The sequence below is a fragment of the Martinezella sp. CNPSo 3964 genome (genome assembly GCF_057784375.1).
Genome location: NZ_JBXSOW010000016.1, coordinates 103883 through 120517 on the forward strand (window position 1 = coordinate 103883; position 16635 = coordinate 120517).

The window sequence follows — 16635 nt, forward strand, 5'->3', positions numbered from 1 at the left end:
CGGATCCCACCGCAGCTCGTGAAACCCATAGCAACTATTTCGATCGAATTTATAGAAATAGTTTTCTCAGTACGCATCAATCCGCGGACAATGGCTGCGAGCGGTTTCAAGTCGCTTCACGAACGTCTCCTTCGAAAGCTTTACTTGCAACGAACTGCCTCTGGCGGCTGAATAATTTAAGGTCCTTAGTTGCAAGACGAATTTTCCCTGGCTGCTCAGTTACTGAGCAAGTTCTTTCTTCCTGTGAATGATAATAATCTACTGGATTTATGGATTATAAGTTTGCGGCGCCAGAGCGACGGGCACGGTTTCGCAAAATGGAGAGCTTTGTGGAGGTGAGGAGCTCTGCGATCGTGGGCGATGCGGCTCTACCCGACGAGGCAATGCTGTTCTGAACCCTATCGAAAGCCGGCCTAAAGCGGCCTGATCTCTCCAATCCATCCATCAATATCGAAGGGGTCGATAGTGCAACTGTCCAGGCGAAATGTTCTTTTACTCGGCACAGCTTTGGGGGCGGGCCTGATCCCAGGTATGCCTTCCCTCGCGCAAGAGGCCACGAACCCGAAGCGGCGTGGAATCCTGACTTCCGTTGCCGTCGGAGAGCCGACAACGCTCGTGCCGCTGCTGGATTCAAACACCCGCACCCGGGTCATCTCGACCAAGATTCTCGAAGGCTTGGTGCGGTTTGATGAGAAGTTCGATCCGCAGCCGGTACTCGCCGTCTCCTGGTCCATCTCGAAAGACGGATTGCGCTACACGTTCAACCTGCGTCGCGGCGTGAAATGGCACGATGGAAAGGACTTTTCCTCTCAGGACGTTCGTTTTTCGCTACTAGCCTTCAAGCGCGTTGGGCCGCGCGGCCGTATCACTTTCGCAAACGTGACTGATGTGGAGACGCCCGATCCGCTGACCGCGGTCATCGTCCTCTCCAAGCCGACACCCTTTCTGCTGCGGGCGCTGACAGGAGGCGAAACCCCGATACTGGCTGCCCACAGCTATCCTACAGAAGATTATGCAGCCAGTAAAAATGGCCTCAACCCCATCGGCACGGGTCCTTTCGTGTTCGAGGAATGGAAGCGCGGCAGCTATGTGAAGCTCCGAAAGAACCCGGACTATTGGCAGGCGGGGCTGCCCTATCTGGATGGCATCGTAGCACGCTTTATCGGCGACGGTGCTGCTGCTTCGATCGCGCTTGAGACCGGCGATGCGCATTTGTCGACGGACATTTCCCTGGTCGACATCGACCGGTTGCGACAGAATCCGCAGATTGCCGTGGATACCTACACGGACTCCTATCTCAACAATGCGCAGATCCTCGAATTCAATCTCGAAAATTCGATCCTCGCCAAACGGGAGGTTCGCCATGCACTCGCCCATGCCATTGATCGAAACTTCATCGTGGAGGCCATCTTTTTCGGCACTGCAAAGCCGGCTGCTTCGACGATCCCGGCTGTGTTTACGACCTATAACGACGAAGCGCCGTTCCAATATCCGTTCGATCTCAATAAGGCATCTCAACTGCTCGATTCCGCCGGTTTTCCGCAAAAGAGCGACGGCCCCCGGTTCAGACTGCGCCTCGCATTCCTTCCAGGCGATACGTTCAGGAAGACTGCTGAATATCTTCGCTCTGCCCTCGGCAAGCTGGGTGTAAAGGTGGAGATCCTGGATGGTGATCTCGGGACCTATATCAAGCGCGTCTACAATGAGCGTGGTTTCGATATCAACTTGAATGGGATCAGCAGGCTATTTGATCCGACGGCAGGTGTCCAAAGGCTCTATTGGTCGGATGGCATCAAGAATGTCGCTCCCTACGTCAATGCCGCGCACTACAACAATCCTCAGGTTGATGAGCTTTTCAGGGCTGCAGCCGTGGAGCAAGATGATGCGAAGCGGGCCGAATACTTTAAGAAGATCCAGACGATTACCGGTGTCGATCTGCCCAACTTTGCGCTCGTCGCCTTGCCAACGGTCGTGGCGCGCTCGAAAGCCGCGCAGGCGTTGGTGACGACGATCGATGTGACGTCAGGCGATTTCGCGACAGCATGGCTGGATGCCTGACTGAAACAAACGTAGTTGGGCGGAGTGACCCGAAAATCACTCCGCCCAAGAATTCGCTTGCCGACCTGATCCCGTCAAGCCACTTCGCTCAGGCTGCCATGCTGAAAATCGACGAGCAGGATGGCGATCTCGTAGCCACGCCGCTGCAGCCAATGAGCCACGGTACGGGCGCGCACGCCAAGGAGATCATCGATCAGTACGACCCGTGATCCGCGCACGGCGATCGTTCGATAAGCCACGCCGAGTAGCTGGCCGCCTTCGGACGACAGCGTGCCGTCGAGATGGCCTTGTTCGAACTCCTCCGGGGTCCTGACGTCCAGCAGATAGGTCGTGCGTTCCGGATCGGCTGACCATGCCCGGGCGGTTGCTAGATCGATTTCGGGGAAGTGGTCGCCGCTACTCAACGACCGGATATGCTTGCCGGCAAAATCGAGTGCAGCATTGCTGGCCTCCCCGTAGGTGTGGGTCTTGCCGGTTTCGAGTGTCAAACCGGCGGCTGTCCAGCCTTTGGTGCCGTCATGAAGGTAGGACACCTGGTTGGGAACTTTCGCGTCGATTAGCGTCTGCGCTCCAAGTATGGCGCGTGGCAGGCCCGCGCAGGAAATGACGACCTTTGTGTTCTCGGAGGGAACGATGTCCTTGAAGCGCAGCACCAATTCGGCGCCCGGTACACTGACTGCGCCCGGCACATGGTCGCGCGCGAATTCGGGAACGGTACGAGTATCGATGACGATGACGTCCTCCCCGGCGTCGCGCAATGCTTTCAATTCGGTAGCCGAGACGACAGGCGTATTCTTCTCCTTCTGCACCGCGATCGAGAAATCGACACCGGGTATATCAAAGGTCGGAAGAGGGGTGTTGCCATCTTGCGCCGTCCATGCCGGAATGCCGCCGCCAAGCGCGTGGACATTTGGCCAGCCGGCATCGGTAAGTTCTTTGGCTAGAAACACGGCCGTGCCGTCACCGGCGTCGGCGAGTACCGTGCGCACACCCTTGCGCGGCACGAAACGATTGATTTCGCTTCGCACCCGCTCGGCCGGCAGATTGGTCGCGAACAAAGGCGACGCATAACCAACCTCGGCCGGGTCGCGAATATCGAGTACTGCCAGTTCCTCCCCATCTCCAAGCCATTGACGGAAGGTATCCCGAGAAATCGTCTTCTGGCTCATAGCCAGCTCCTTTTCGGTTGATATCGACTGAGCAAGCCTAAAGGGGAGGGTCGCGTATGACGAAGTCGGCTGTGTGCGGAGCCACGAGCAAAACGAGAAATCGATTTTATAATATATAAAATCTATAGACTAACTTTTCTTACGATTGTGGCGCCCCTTGCATAGGCTCTGAATATCATGCGGTGTCCGCTTCCCCAGCCGACAAGGACGCGCTGGCTTGGCAATCGTTGAGGGAGATGAAGTGAAAATGAGCCAATTCGGTCGGTTGATCCGGAGCGCGGGCCTCGGCATCGCCTTTGCTGCCTCCATTGCAGTCACGTCATGGGCGCAAGGCGCGACGGACCTTTCCAGCCTGACGATTACAGTCGGTACGCCGAACAAGACCGGCCTTCACCGTGAACTCATCGCCGCCAACGAGCTGGAAAATCTGCCCTACAAGATCAAGTGGGCGGATTTCGATTCCACACCGCCGCTTGTCGAAGCGCTGCGCGCCGGGCACGTTGATATTGCCGCCGGCGGGGATACTGGTGTCCTGGCCGCCATCGCAAATGGCGTCAAAGTCACGATTCTGGCGGGTACATGGGAACGCAAGGAAAGTGGCAGCGCCATCCTGGTGCGCGGCGACTCTCCGTTGAAAGCCGTCGCCGACCTTAAAGGCCGGAAGGTTGCGCTGCCCTATTTTACCAAGCAGCATTATCAGTTCGCCAATGCACTGAAGCAGGCGAGTGTTTCCTGGGATGATAAGCTGATCCTCAATCTCAACACCACGGACGGTCTGTCAGCCTTGCTCAACGGCCAGGTGGACGCTTTTGTCGTCTGGGATCCGAACACTGCGATTGCTCAGCAGCAGCATGGGGCTCGTATCCTGCAATCGCTGAGTAAGGTCATTGATACCGCCGGTGTCCTTTATGCGCCGACTTCGTCGGTAACGGATCCAACGCGCAAGGCCGCACTGGAAGATCTGACACGGCGCATCATCCGCGCGCAGGCATGGGTGAACGCGCATCCGAAGGAATGGGCTGAACAGGTCGCCAAGCTGTCACAGATCTCGCCTGACGCTGCCAATCTGCAGGCTAGCCGGTCGCGAGTGGAATTCGTACCGGCGACGGACGCCGACGTGCTCGCCGGCTGGCAAAAGGAGGTCGGCTATTTCCATCAACGAGGGCAGTTCAAGAGCGAGTTCCGCGTCGAAGATTATGTTGCGAAGGATTTCGGCACCGTGATCGTCGACGAGAACAAGAAGTTGGCAAAGACGGACTGATGGCAACGCTAACGAGCTTCCGCGATGCCGAGCCGCCACCATATCCCACTGTCACGTCTGAGACTGATATGGCTGTCCAGGGCCTCGAACGCATTGTTCCGGCCGAAAGAGCACGACGCAACCCCTTTCCAAGGGGCCTTAGCAAGTGTCTTGGCCCTGCCGCACTGGTCACGATCTGGTGGGTCGTAACGCATTACGGCTGGATATCGGAGGACCTGTTTCCAGGTCCTTTGACGCTCTGGCAGACCCTGGAAGACCTGATCGCCGGCGGCGATCTCTTCGAAGCCTTATCGCTGTCGCTGCAGCGTGTTGTCATTGGTTTCGGATTCGGTTTTATTTTCGGCGTCGGGCTTGCCATCTTTTCGGGTCTCTTGCGGTTGGGGGAGGATCTGGTCGACGCACCGATGCAGATGGCTCGCACCTTGCCCTGGGCCGGGCTTGTCCCGCTGCTGATTATATGGCTTGGTATCGACGAGACGCCGAAGGTTACGCTGGTAGCCTTCGCCGTAACCTTTCCGCTCTATGTCAACACGTTCGCTGGCATCCGCAATGTTGACAAGACGCTGGTCGAGGTCGCCCGGACGTTGTCCTTTGGACGTACTGCCCTGATCTTCCAAGTCATTCTGCCCGGTGCATTGCCGAGCCTGTTGGTGGGATTGCGTTATTCACTGGGCTCGGCATGGCTTGCGCTGGTCTTCGCCGAGACGGTCAATGCACAGGGCGGACTGGGTTATTTGATCACTCACGCGCGGGAAGTCTATCGCGTTGACATCATTATCATCTGTCTCGTCATCTATGCTCTTCTCGGGCTCAGCGCCGATGTGATCGTCCGCGTGCTGGAACGGATACTGCTCAGATGGCGCCAAAGTTTCGATGGAGCCTGACCATGTCATCCACGGGGTCGATCGCAACAGGTCTGGCAGTCAGCGTTCATGGACTTGTCCGCCGCTTCGGGGAACGAAAGGTTATTAATCATCTGAACCTTGAGATCCGCAGCGGCGAGTTCGTCGCTTTGCTCGGGACGAGCGGTTGTGGCAAGAGCACGCTTTTGCGCATATTGGCAAATCTTGATCACGAAATCGAAGGTGATGTGTTCGTCTCGCCGCGCCGTGGCGTGGCGTTTCAATCGCCACGGTTGTTTCCGTGGAAGCGGGTCAGGAGCAACGTTGTCGCCGGCCTACGCGCCGGCGATCGCGAGAGGGCCGATACTGCGTTGGCCGAGGTGGGGCTGTCTGCTCGTAGCGATGCCTGGCCGAAAGACCTGTCCGGAGGCGAGGCGCAGCGCGCATCGCTCGCGCGAGCCCTGGTTCGCAACCCGGACTTGCTATTGCTGGACGAGCCTTTCGGCGCATTGGATGCGTTGACGCGTCTCAAGGCACAGGCGCTGGTCGCCGATCTCTGGCAAAGGCACCGGCAGGCGGTGCTTCTCGTGACCCATGATGTGGAGGAGGCCCTGCTACTTGCCGACAGAGTGATGGTGATGCGCGATGGCATCGTCGCCCACGAGGCGGCTGTTAGGTTGCCGAGGCCGCGGTCAGCCGGGAGCGCTGAATTCGACCAGCTACGGCTACAGCTTCTCGCGTGGTTGGGCGTCACGGAACCGGCAGCCAACGTGGCAGGGCTGTCGGCCGGGTATCAGAGGACCAAGGTCTGATCGGCGCCGAGTTCTCGGCCTGGTGATAGACAGGGATTCAAAGGATATTTTCATGACAGTGATCGAAGAGAGCTGGGGCCGAAAACCATCGGCGCGATATGACGAGATCGCGGAACGTTTTCGCCCCATATTCAGGCGGATCGGGGAGGGTGCGATCGGGCGAGACCAGGAGAGGCGCCTGCCTTTTGAGGAGGTTCGATGGTTGCGGGATGTGGGCTTTGGGGCCTTGCGTATTCCCCAAGCCTATGGCGGCTTTGAAATTACGTTGCCGGAACTGTTCTGCCTGCTGATCGAGCTTTCGTCGGCTGACCCGAATATTACCAACATCTTTCGCAGCCATCAGGGCTTTACGGAAGACTTACTCAACGCGCCGCGGGGCGGCTGGCGAGACGAGTGGCTCGGTCGCCTCGGTCGTGGTGAGATGATCGGTAGCGGATTTTCGGAGCTGACGGGCAATGTCGGTGACTACTCGACGACGATAGTCAGGGATGAACTGGGCTATCGCTTGAATGGCGCGAAGTTTTACACGACCGGCTCGATCTATGCGGACTGGATCAACCTCGGAGCCACTAACGGATCCGGAGACCCGATCGCCGCCCTGGTGCCGACGGTCGCTCCCGGTGTTGAAATTCTCGACGATTGGGACGGCTTTGGCCAGGCCATGAGCGGCAGCGGCACTGCACGGTTCAAGGATGTTGTGCTCGAGCCCTTCCATATCAAGCCGGATGCTGCGCGCTTTCCGTACACACAGGCATTCTTCCAGCTCGTGCATCTTGCAAGCCTTGCCGGCATAGGCCGCGCCGCCTCCGCGGAGTTGGCCCGTCATGTCAGCGAACGTTCACGCATCTATCCGCGCGGCAACGGCAAAACGAGCGCGGAAGATCCGCAGGTGCTCGAAGTCGTCGGACGAGTAAAAGGGCCTGCATATGCAGCAGGTGCTATCGTTCTGAATGTCGCCGAAGCGCTCCAGCGATCCTATGAGGCAAATATTTCGGGCGTCGATCCTGAGGAAACGGATGTTCATCTTCTCGCCGACATCGAAACCAGCCAATCGGTTACGGTTGTCTCGAAGTTGATCCTTGAGGCGACAACGGTGCTTTTCGATGCGCTCGGCGCCTCCGCTGCCAAGCGCTCGACGGCACTTGATCGCCATTGGCGAAACGCCCGCACGATTTCATCCCACAATCCGCGTATTTATCATGATCGTATCGTGGGCGAATTTGCGGTTTCAGGGAAGAAACCGGCCGCGGTCGGTTCTCGGAAAATCATCACGCCTTTCGAACGAAATAGCGAGGTCGCCTGAGCCACCGTGGCGTATTATGCTGCAGGTCGGGGTACGACGCGGAAAGTGCAACGCAGAATTTTCGGAGAGTGCTTGATGGTTAATCAACCGCGTAACAGCGGTTAGCGCATCCATCACGGAAAGAGGCGCCGTCCAGCGCGTGCCGGAAGCGGATGTCCACGGATGTTTTGGTGTTTTCCGGTGCAAAGCGACGAAGATCAACTGCGGGCAGCATTTGTGTGCCGTTCCAATCATCGAGAATTCCAAGGACAACTACTGCATTGCGGCAATAAAATCACGTGCTTCTAATTGTTGTGACGGCCGGCGAAACGATGATAGCAGTTTGCCGGCGAGTTTTCCCGCCAGCAAACTTTTGGATGATGACTAGTAGTCGAAGCCGCCGCCCGGGGCTGCCGGGATGGAGGATTTTTCCTTAGGCACCTCGGCAATCAGCGCCTCGGTCGTGACCAGGAGGCCTGCGACGGAGGCGGCATCCTGTAGCGCGGTTCGAACCACCTTGGCCGGATCTACAATGCCTTCCTCGAGAAGATCGACGTATTTTTCCGATTGCGCGTTGAACCCAAAGGTCGGCGAGCTGTTTTCAAGCACCTTGCCGACGACAATCGAGCCTTCGACGCCTGCATTTTCGACGATCTGCCGGATTGGAGCTTCTAGCGCCTTCAGTAGGATATGGATCCCGGCCTGGATGTCGGGATTATCGCTTTTCAGCTTTTCGACGGCGCTCTTTGCTCGCAGCAGCGCGACACCGCCTCCCGGCACGATACCTTCCTCGATCGCGGCGCGGGTCGCGTTCAATGCATCATCGACGCGATCCTTCTTTTCCTTGACCTCGATTTCGGTGGAACCGCCGACACGAATGACGGCGACGCCGCCGGCAAGCTTGGCGACGCGCTCCTGCAGTTTTTCCCGATCATAGTCGGAGGTCGTTTCCTCGATCTGGGTCTTGATCTGCTGTACGCGGGCGTCGATTTCTGTTTTCGCTCCGGCACCATCGATGATGGTCGTATTCTCCTTGTCGATGCGGATCTTCTTTGCCCTTCCAAGCTGATTGAGCGTAACATTCTCAAGCTTGATGCCGATGTCCTCTGATACGACCTCACCACCTGTGACGATAGCAATATCCTCAAGCAGCGCCTTGCGGCGATCGCCGAAACCGGGCGCCTTCACGGCTGCAATCTTCAAGCCGCCACGCAGCTTGTTGACCACCAGGGTCGCCAGAGCCTCGCCTTCGACATCCTCGGCGATGATCAGGAGAGGCTTGCCGGTTTGAACGACTGCCTCCAAAAGCGGCAGCAGCGGTTGTAGCGTGGACAGCTTTTTTTCGTGAATGAGGATGTAAGGATCGTCGAACTCGACCACCAGTTTGTCGGCATTCGTCACAAAATAGGGCGAGAGATAGCCACGGTCGAATTGCAGTCCTTCGACGACGTCGAGCTCCGTCTCGAAGCTCTTTGCCTCCTCGACGGTGATCACACCTTCATTGCCGACCTTTTGAACGGCTTCGGCGATCAGCTTGCCGATTTCGCCTTCACCGTTTGCAGAGATCGTGCCGACCTGAGCAACTTCGTCCGACGAGGCGACTTTGCGCGAGCGCTCCTTGATGCTGCGGATTGCTTCCGCCGTGGCGAGATCGATACCGCGCTTCAGGTCCTGCGGGTTGAGGCCCGCGGCCACCGCCTTTGCGCCTTCGCGAACGATGGCTTGCGCGAGAACGGTCGCTGTCGTCGTGCCGTCGCCGGCAAGGTCATTCGTCTTGGAGGCGACCTCCCGCAGGAGCTGGGCACCGAGATTCTCGAACTTATCTTCGAGCTCGATCTCCTTAGCGACGGAAACACCGTCCTTGGTGATGCGCGGTGCGCCGAATGACTTTTCGATGACGACGTTTCGTCCTTTTGGACCTAGCGTCACCTTCACCGCGTCGGCGAGAATATCGACGCCGCGCAACAGGCGCTGGCGGGCATCGGTGGAGAATTTGACTTCCTTGGCAGCCATGGATGAGTTCCTTTGTAAAATGCCGTGTTAGGCCACAACGCCGAGGATGTCGGCTTCCTTGAGGATCAGCAGGTCTTCGCCGTCGATCTTGATCTCTGTGCCGGACCACTTTCCAAACAACACCCGGTCATCCGTTTTGACGTCGAGTGGCGTCAGCTTGCCACCATCGTCACGCAGACCGGGACCAACGGCGACGACGATGCCTTCCTGCGGTTTTTCCTTGGCGGTGTCCGGAATGATGATCCCACCTTTCGTCTTTTCTTCGCTGTCCAAGCGTCGGATCACGACGCGATCATGCAACGGGCGAAATGCCATCTTGGGTTTCCTTCCTTATTCAATTGCCGTCTCTTGGCGGTCTGGCAGCGCATCGCTCAGACTGCTACTAATGTCCCAATTGAAATGAGAAGGTTCAAAGACGGCCAATGCAGCAAATTGGCGATTGCTGAAACCGTGTTTTAATTTTCTACAAAAATAGTAGATAATATGCTTGGGGTTTCAGCGTCGGCGCCCGGACGACCTGACGTTCGACCGGCCAAATTGCGAGGTTGTTCGCCTTGTCTTCGTCGCCGATGTATTTGATGGAGAGCGTGGTCGCGGGTGGCGGTTGTCAACGGTGAAATATCCGTTCGAACGCCCTCTTCATGATATTTGAGACCGCATCGATTAGGCAGAAAACTTAATCCAGCTTTCGTGATCGGCACGATCTGCAGAATTTTTTTGTGTTTATTAGTTGATAAAAAACATAGACAAACTGTATTATATATCGTGCTCACCGTATCGTCTGGCACCTTTTGCAAATATGTGAGTGTCAGATGACCAAGACGATCCGCTTCAATGCGTTCGACATGAACTGTGTCGGTCACCAATCGCCGGGTCTATGGGCACATCCCCGGGATAAATCATGGAAATACAAGGATCTCGACTATTGGCAAGATCTGGCCCGCACCCTGGAGCGTGGAGTTTTCGATGGCATCTTCATTGCGGATGTGATCGGCTATTACGACGTCTATAAGGGCAGCAACTTCCATGCGCTGCATCAGGCAGCACAGATCCCGGTCAACGATCCCCTGCAATTGGCGGCGCCAATTGCGCTTGCCACCGAGCATCTCGGCATAGGAATAACCGCCTCCACCTCGTTCGAGCATCCCTATACATTCGCGCGCCGCATTGCCACGGCCGACCACCACAGCAAGGGCCGCATCGGATGGAATATCGTCACCTCCTATCTGGAGAGCGGTGCCAAGAATATCGGTCAGGGCGGTTTGAAGCGGCATGACAATCGCTATGAGGTCGCCGCCGAATACGTGGAGGTTCTCTACAAGCTTCTGGAAGGCTCCTGGGAGGAAGGAGCGGTGTTACGCGACCGTGAGGGACGTATCTTCACCGATCCGGCCAAGGTTCACGAAATCGGCCACAAGGGCAAGTATTTCGAAGTACCGGGCTATGGGCTAACCGAACCCTCGCCGCAACGCATGCCGGTGCTTTACCAGGCGGGGGCATCAGGGCCTGGCAAGGCCTTTGCAGCCGAACATGCCGAATGCGTTTTCGTTGCAGCTCCAACCAAATCGGTACTCAAGGCTTATGTGGCAGATATTCGGCAAAAGGCGGCCGAAGCAAGCCGCGATCCAACAAAGATCTACATCTACACGCTGGTTACCATCATCACCGACGACACCGAGGAAAAGGCGCAGCGGAAGTTTAAGGAATATCAGCAGTACGTCTCCCGTGATGGATCGCTGGTTTTCATGTCTGGCTGGAGCGGTATCGATTTCGGACAATATGCGCCCACCGACCTGGTCAAGAAAGTCGAGACCAACGCGATACAGTCGGTCGTCGAGCATCTTGCCGGCGGGGACAAATCCTGGACCATCGACGAGCTGGCCAAATTCGGCGGCATTGGCGGGCTTGGTCCGGTCTTTGTCGGCTCTGCCGGTCGTATCGCCGACATTCTGCAGGAATGGGTTGATGACACCGACGTCGATGGTTTCAACATTGCCTATGCCGTCACGCCCGACAGTTTTGAAGATGTGGTCGGATATATCGTTCCGGAATTGCAGAAACGCGGCGCCTATCCAACGGCATATAGATCCGGAACGCTGCGCGAGAAACTATTCGGTGACGGGCCGTATCTGCCGAAAAATCATCCGGCCGATCGCTACCGCGATATCGCGGCTGTCAAACGTCGCGAAGCGGAAAAAACCGGGATCTCGCAACTCAAGACCGTGGCTGGCTAGGATGAGCGATCTTCTCCAATTGCGTGACGTATCATTGTCGTTTCGCGGCGTGCGGGCGCTCAATGACTTGAGCTTCACGGTGGCGCAAGGCGAAATCTGCGCCCTGATCGGGCCGAACGGCGCCGGCAAGAGCTCGCTCCTCAACGTGATCAACGGAGTTTATCGGGCCGATAGCGGTGATGTCGTCTTCGACGGAAACCGCTTTGAGGCGATCCGGCCGGGTAAGACTGCCAGACTGGGTATCGGACGTACATTTCAGCACAATGCCTTGTTCCGGCGGTTGTCGGTGCGGGAAAACGTGCTGGCCGGTCTTGCCCGACATGGCCAGGCGAACTTTGTCGAAAATATCTTTCGTTTCGGGCGCGATGGCCGAGAAAGACGCCTATTTTCTCTGAACGCTGACCGGATTATCGCCTTCCTTGGGCTTGAAGCGCATCGCGATCGTGTCGTCTCGACCTTGCCTTACGGCGTCCAGAAGCAAGTGGATCTTGCCCGCGCGCTCGTCGCCGAACCGAAGCTCCTGCTTCTTGACGAGCCCATGGCCGGGATGAATCAGGAAGAAAAGGCCGAGATGAGCCACATCATCGCGCAGGTCAATCGCTCCCTCGGCACGACGATCGTGCTGATCGAGCATGATGTGGGCATCGTGCTCGGACTTGCCCACCATATCGTCGTCCTGGATTACGGTCGCAAGGTCGCCGACGGGGCGCCCGACGATGTGCGCAACAATGCCGATGTTATCGCCGCCTATCTCGGCACCGTTCACTGAGGGGCGCGCCATGCAGTATTTCCTTGAGACACTGATTGCGGGCCTTTTTGCCGGCCTGATGTATGGGCTCGTCGCCATCGGCTTCGTTCTGATCTACAAGGCTTCGGGCGTCTTCAATTTCGCGCAAGGGGCTATGGTCTTTCTGGCCGCGCTCGCCTTCGTCACGCTCGTCGAGCATGGGGTTTCCTTCTGGCTTGCCTTTGCCGCGTCAGCCGCGCTGATGATTGCGGTCGCAATCGCAATCGAGGCAGCCGTGTTGCGGCCATTGAGAAATCGCGACCCGCTGACGCTGTTCATGGCAACGCTCGGCCTTAGCTTCGTCATTGACGGAGCGACGCAATTCTTCCTTGGTACCGACGTGCACATGCTCGATATCGGTGTCGACGACATCGCCGAGAGCTATGGCGGCATCTTGATCAGCCATTTCGATGTCGTCGCCTCGTTGATTGTGATCGCGCTCGTAGCGGTGCTGGCAATCGTCTTCAGCAAGACACGCATGGGCATATCGCTCAGAGCCGTCGCTGACGATACGCTCGCCGCCCAATCGATCGGCATTCGCCTGCCCACGATCTGGCGTATCGTGTGGAGCGTTGCCGGCATTGTCGCGCTGGTGGCCGGTTTGCTGTGGGGCGCACGCCAGGGTGTGCAATATTCGCTGTCTCTCGTCACGCTGAAAGCGCTGCCCGTGCTGATCATCGGCGGGTTTTCCTCCATACCCGGTGCCATCCTTGGCGGACTCATCGTCGGGGCAGGTGAATCGCTCGCCGACATCTATCTCGGCCCCTTCGTCAACGGCAGCGTTTCCACCTGGTTTGCCTACATCCTTGCCGTCGCATTCTTGCTCGTACGCCCGACGGGTCTGTTTGGCGACAGCGATATCGAAAGGGTCTGAGATCATGGTCACATTTCAGGACGATACGGGGCAAGCGGGCTATCGCGCGACTGCTTCCTCTGTGCCCGCTTTCACTCGTGTCGGGCTCGTATTGATCGGACTTGCAGTCGTCTTCGCAGTCATTCCGGCCGTTGCTGACGACTACTGGCTGAGCTCGATCATCATCCCGACGGTGATCATGGGGCTTGCCGGCATTTCGCTGAACCTTCTTCAGGGCTACGCAGGCTTGGTGTCGCTCGGTTCGGCGGCTTTCATGTCGATTGGCGCCTTTTCGGCCTATAATCTCATTCTGCGGACCCCTGGTCTGCCATTGCCGGCGGTATTTCTGGCCGCGGGCTTGATTGCCGGCATTGCAGGCCTCGCCTTCGGTCTGCCCGCTTTGCGGATCAAGGGTTTCTATCTCGGCGCCTCGACGCTTGGAGCACAGTTTTTCTTCGAGTGGCTCTTCAGTAACTTCCCCTGGTTTTCGAACAACAGCCAGTCATTGACTATTTCGGCGCCGCGTCTTGAATTCCTGGGCTATGATCTGCAATCGCCCCTCGGGCGCTATCTTCTGACGGCCTCGGTCACGACCGTTCTGGTTGGCCTTGCCTTTCTGATTGTACGCAGTCGGCTGGGGCGCGAATGGATGGCGATCCGCGACATGGAGACGGCAGCCTCGGTCGTCGGCATCCGCATTGTCCCGCGCAAGCTGCAGGCCTATGCGGTCAGTTCCTTCTTCCTCGGTATCACCGGTGTTCTCTGGGGCTTTGCCTATCTCGGCACTTCTGATGCCCATACCTTCAATCTCGACAAGTCTTTCCAGGTGCTCTTCATCGTGCTGATCGGCGGCACGGCGACGATCCTGGGCAACTTTCTGGGCGCCGTCTTTATCGTGCTGACACCCATTCTTCTCGATCATCTGGTCCTTGCCGCAGACCTCTCTTTTCTCGGCGACCAGGGAGCACTGATAAATCTGCAGCGGATTATCTTTGGAGCCATCATCATCATCATCCTGATCAAGGAGCCGGACGGATTGGCAGCCTTGATCCGGCGTGCGACCGGCAGCTTCCGTTCGGGAGCCGGCACCTAGCATTTCATTGCGGGCGGCCTCTCAAGGCGCCGGATCATCCGCCCGTCCTCCCAAGCATCCGGCGCCATTTTTCCTGCAACGACTTTAGGGGATCTTCATGTCCGTCTTATCGAAAACACTCGCTCTTGCGACGTCAGCCCTGATAGCAGCCTCTCTCTTCACCACGGCCGTTCGCGCTGAGGAAGCAACCGGCCAGCAGTTGTTTCCGCTGTTTTCCTATCGCACAGGGCCTTACGCGCCCTCCGGCATTCCGCAATGGGCCGGATATCGCGATTATTTCAATTATATCAATGAAAAAGGTGGGGTGAACGGAGTCAAGATCTTCGTTCAGGAGTGCGAGACGGCCTATACGCTCGAACGTGCCTTCGAATGCTACGAGCGCTACAAGAACGGCTACGCCGGCGCGCCGGTGGCCGTCCTGTTTACGACCTCAAGCGGTTTCGATGCCGCCATCTCTGACAAGGCGCGCGTTGATCGGTTGCCGATCGTATCGGTGGCTGGCGGTCGGGCCGATGCGGTCGATGGAAGTGTATTTCCCTATCAGTTCCCGCTGCTCTTCGACTATTGGACCGAGGCCTCGATCGTCGTCGAGCATATCGCAAAGCAGGTGGGCGGCTATGACAAGTTGAAAGGCTTGAAGATCGCAACGCTCTATCACGATTCCGGCTATGGCCGCGAAACCATCGAGCCGATGGCTATTTTGGCGAAGAAATATGGCTTCGAAGACATCCAGATTCCTGTCCCCCATCCTGGCGAGCAGCAGCAGGCGCAATGGCAGCAAATCAAGCGTGCCGGCGCCGATTGGGTATTCTTCCGCGCATGGGGCGTCATGTCACCGGTCGGCCTGAAGACAGCAGCCCGCATCGGCTTCCCGGCGGACCATATTATCGGTGACATTTGGACAGGCTCGGAGGAGGATGCACGCCCGGCCGGAGAGGCGGCCAAGAATTATCTGGCAGTTTCCGTCTATCCTTCCGGCACCGATTTCAAGGTCAGCCAGGAAATCAAGAAGAACATCATCGACCAGGGCAAGGGAGACCTCAAGGACGCATCGAAGTTCGGCTCGGTTTATTATAATGCCGGTCTTGTCCAGGCGATCCTGTTCACCGAGTTGCTGCGAACCGGTCAGGCAAAATTCGGTAACCGCCCCTTGACCAAGGAGGAGGGTCATTGGGCACTGGAACATTTCAACCTGACCGCCGAGCGGATCGAGGAACTTGGTGCGACCGGTTTGATAAGCCCGCTCAAGGTGACAGCTGACGACCACGAAGGCGACCCGGCTGCAAAGATTGTACAATGGGACGGCACGAAGTGGAACGCGCGGACTGATTGGCTGAAGGGTGAACGCGGGCTGTTCAAAGATGCAATCTATGCCAGGGCCGCGGCTTACGCCAAGGAAAAGAATCTGCCTCCGCGCCAGGCGCAGAACTGATCACAGAGGATCGCCGATCATGGATGAGCAAATAGGCGGGTTCCTTGAAGTCCGCAATATGGAAGCGCTCTATGGTCAGGCAATCCTGGCCGTTCGCGACATAACGCTGAAAGTCGAGGAGGGCAGTATTGTTGCCCTCCTTGGCGCCAATGGTGCCGGTAAGAGCACGACGCTGAAAGCGATTTCGAACCTTCTGGGACCTGAACGCGGTCGCGTGAGCAAGGGAGATATTCGCTGGCGCAACGAACCGATCAGCAATCTCTCGGCGTCAAAGCTGGTCGCCAAAGGCATCGTTCAGGTGCTGGAGGGCAGACATTGCTTTCCACAGTTGACTGTCGAGGAAAACATCCTGTCTGGCGGTTTCGTGCACAAGCCTTTCAAGGCAGATCTCCGTAGTGATCTGGAACGGATCTATACATGGTTTCCGCGGCTGAGAGAAAAGCGGAAAACCAAAGCTGGCCTTACATCCGGAGGTGAACAACAGATGGTGGCTATCGGTCGAGCGCTGATGACCAGACCGAAGCTCGTTTTGCTTGATGAGCCCTCTATGGGGCTCGCCCCGATTATCGTGCAGGAGATCTTCGAAATCATCCGCACGCTCAACAGCCAGTCCGGTATCAGCTTTCTGCTCGCGGAACAGAACGTCAATCTGGCGCTCAAATATGCTGATCATGGCTATGTTTTGGAGATGGGACGGGTCGCGCTCTCGGGAACTTCCGAGGAACTGCGAGCACGCGACGATGTCCACGATTTCTATCTTGGCGGTGCGAAGCCGGCCATTGCCCATTGATGTAATCTT

The 16635-nt window shown here is 57.3% G+C and carries 14 protein-coding genes; 11 read left to right on the plus strand and 3 right to left on the minus strand.

From position 1 onward, the window contains the following. Positions 1-531 precede the first annotated feature (531 nt). Positions 532-2058: an ABC transporter substrate-binding protein gene (locus tag AC13Q5_RS32150; protein ID WP_488504421.1), complete on the plus strand. Its 1527-nt coding sequence runs from the start codon at positions 532-534 to the stop codon at positions 2056-2058. Positions 2059-2132: 74 nt separating this feature from the next. Here the strand turns inward: AC13Q5_RS32150 and AC13Q5_RS32155 are convergent, their stop codons facing one another. Further along, positions 2133-3227, minus strand: coding sequence for a rhodanese-like domain-containing protein (locus tag AC13Q5_RS32155; protein ID WP_488504422.1), 1095 nt, complete (start codon positions 3225-3227; stop codon positions 2133-2135). A 247-nt stretch (positions 3228-3474) separates the two neighbouring features. On the opposite strand from AC13Q5_RS32155, the gene AC13Q5_RS32160 reads away from it, so the two are divergent. From AC13Q5_RS32160 to AC13Q5_RS32175, 4 genes are read left to right on the plus strand one after another with little or no spacing between them, the layout of a single operon-like run. Next, positions 3475-4488, plus strand: a complete 1014-nt coding sequence (locus AC13Q5_RS32160) for an ABC transporter substrate-binding protein (protein ID WP_488504423.1) — start codon at positions 3475-3477, stop codon at positions 4486-4488. After that, positions 4488-5372 carry an ABC transporter permease gene (locus AC13Q5_RS32165; RefSeq protein WP_488504424.1) on the plus strand — a complete coding sequence of 295 codons (885 nt, stop codon included), beginning with the start codon at positions 4488-4490 and terminating at the stop codon, positions 5370-5372. The genes AC13Q5_RS32160 and AC13Q5_RS32165 overlap by 1 nt, the downstream gene beginning before the upstream one ends. After that, positions 5345-6142, plus strand: a complete 798-nt coding sequence (locus tag AC13Q5_RS32170; RefSeq protein ID WP_488504425.1) for an ABC transporter ATP-binding protein — start codon at positions 5345-5347, stop codon at positions 6140-6142. The genes AC13Q5_RS32165 and AC13Q5_RS32170 overlap by 28 nt, the downstream gene beginning before the upstream one ends. A gap of 52 nt (positions 6143-6194) precedes the next feature. After that, entirely contained in the window at positions 6195-7445 is a 1251-nt protein-coding gene (locus AC13Q5_RS32175; RefSeq protein WP_488504426.1) for an acyl-CoA dehydrogenase family protein, read from the plus strand. A gap of 363 nt (positions 7446-7808) precedes the next feature. Here AC13Q5_RS32175 and groL read toward each other — a convergent pair whose 3' ends face one another. Next, positions 7809-9437, minus strand: coding sequence for a chaperonin GroEL (gene groL / locus AC13Q5_RS32180; protein WP_488504428.1), 1629 nt, complete (start codon positions 9435-9437; stop codon positions 7809-7811). A gap of 27 nt (positions 9438-9464) precedes the next feature. Next, positions 9465-9752 carry a co-chaperone GroES gene (locus AC13Q5_RS32185; protein ID WP_488504429.1) on the minus strand — a complete coding sequence of 96 codons (288 nt, stop codon included), beginning with the start codon at positions 9750-9752 and terminating at the stop codon, positions 9465-9467. Positions 9753-10249: 497 nt separating this feature from the next. Here AC13Q5_RS32185 and AC13Q5_RS32190 point away from each other — a divergent pair, with 497 nt between their 5' ends. The 6 genes from AC13Q5_RS32190 (at position 10250) to AC13Q5_RS32215 (ending at position 16626) form a co-directional block, all read left to right on the plus strand. Then, positions 10250-11671, plus strand: coding sequence for an LLM class flavin-dependent oxidoreductase (locus AC13Q5_RS32190; RefSeq protein ID WP_488504430.1), 1422 nt, complete (start codon positions 10250-10252; stop codon positions 11669-11671). 1 nt (position 11672) lies between these two features. Further along, on the plus strand, positions 11673-12440 hold the full coding sequence (locus AC13Q5_RS32195) for an ABC transporter ATP-binding protein (protein ID WP_488504431.1): 768 nt from the start codon (positions 11673-11675) through the stop codon (positions 12438-12440). A 10-nt stretch (positions 12441-12450) separates the two neighbouring features. Next, positions 12451-13332 carry a branched-chain amino acid ABC transporter permease gene (locus AC13Q5_RS32200; protein ID WP_488504432.1) on the plus strand — a complete coding sequence of 294 codons (882 nt, stop codon included), beginning with the start codon at positions 12451-12453 and terminating at the stop codon, positions 13330-13332. Positions 13333-13336: 4 nt separating this feature from the next. After that, complete coding sequence (locus AC13Q5_RS32205) at positions 13337-14404, plus strand: branched-chain amino acid ABC transporter permease (protein WP_488504435.1); 1068 nt, start codon at positions 13337-13339, stop codon at positions 14402-14404. A 97-nt stretch (positions 14405-14501) separates the two neighbouring features. Continuing rightward, on the plus strand, positions 14502-15836 hold the full coding sequence (locus AC13Q5_RS32210; RefSeq protein WP_488504436.1) for an ABC transporter substrate-binding protein: 1335 nt from the start codon (positions 14502-14504) through the stop codon (positions 15834-15836). 19 nt (positions 15837-15855) lie between these two features. Further along, complete coding sequence (locus tag AC13Q5_RS32215; RefSeq protein WP_488504438.1) at positions 15856-16626, plus strand: ABC transporter ATP-binding protein; 771 nt, start codon at positions 15856-15858, stop codon at positions 16624-16626. The last annotated feature ends 9 nt before the right edge of the window (positions 16627-16635 follow it).

Bases quoted from the DNA above. Each gene is read 5' to 3' on its own strand.
- AC13Q5_RS32150 (WP_488504421.1), top strand. From the start codon at position 532: ATGCCTTCCCTCGCGCAAGAGGCCACGAACCCGAAGCGGCGTGGAATC.
- groL (WP_488504428.1), bottom strand. From the start codon at position 9,437: ATGGCTGCCAAGGAAGTCAAATTCTCCACCGATGCCCGCCAGCGCCTG.
- AC13Q5_RS32190 (WP_488504430.1), top strand. From the start codon at position 10,250: ATGACCAAGACGATCCGCTTCAATGCGTTCGACATGAACTGTGTCGGT.
- AC13Q5_RS32205 (WP_488504435.1), top strand. From the start codon at position 13,337: ATGGTCACATTTCAGGACGATACGGGGCAAGCGGGCTATCGCGCGACT.
- AC13Q5_RS32210 (WP_488504436.1), top strand. From the start codon at position 14,502: ATGTCCGTCTTATCGAAAACACTCGCTCTTGCGACGTCAGCCCTGATA.
- AC13Q5_RS32200 (WP_488504432.1), top strand. From the start codon at position 12,451: ATGCAGTATTTCCTTGAGACACTGATTGCGGGCCTTTTTGCCGGCCTG.
- AC13Q5_RS32170 (WP_488504425.1), top strand. From the start codon at position 5,345: ATGGCGCCAAAGTTTCGATGGAGCCTGACCATGTCATCCACGGGGTCG.
- AC13Q5_RS32215 (WP_488504438.1), top strand. From the start codon at position 15,856: ATGGATGAGCAAATAGGCGGGTTCCTTGAAGTCCGCAATATGGAAGCG.
- AC13Q5_RS32195 (WP_488504431.1), top strand. From the start codon at position 11,673: ATGAGCGATCTTCTCCAATTGCGTGACGTATCATTGTCGTTTCGCGGC.
- AC13Q5_RS32165 (WP_488504424.1), top strand. From the start codon at position 4,488: ATGGCAACGCTAACGAGCTTCCGCGATGCCGAGCCGCCACCATATCCC.
- AC13Q5_RS32185 (WP_488504429.1), bottom strand. From the start codon at position 9,752: ATGGCATTTCGCCCGTTGCATGATCGCGTCGTGATCCGACGCTTGGAC.
- AC13Q5_RS32175 (WP_488504426.1), top strand. From the start codon at position 6,195: ATGACAGTGATCGAAGAGAGCTGGGGCCGAAAACCATCGGCGCGATAT.
- AC13Q5_RS32160 (WP_488504423.1), top strand. From the start codon at position 3,475: ATGAGCCAATTCGGTCGGTTGATCCGGAGCGCGGGCCTCGGCATCGCC.
- AC13Q5_RS32155 (WP_488504422.1), bottom strand. From the start codon at position 3,227: ATGAGCCAGAAGACGATTTCTCGGGATACCTTCCGTCAATGGCTTGGA.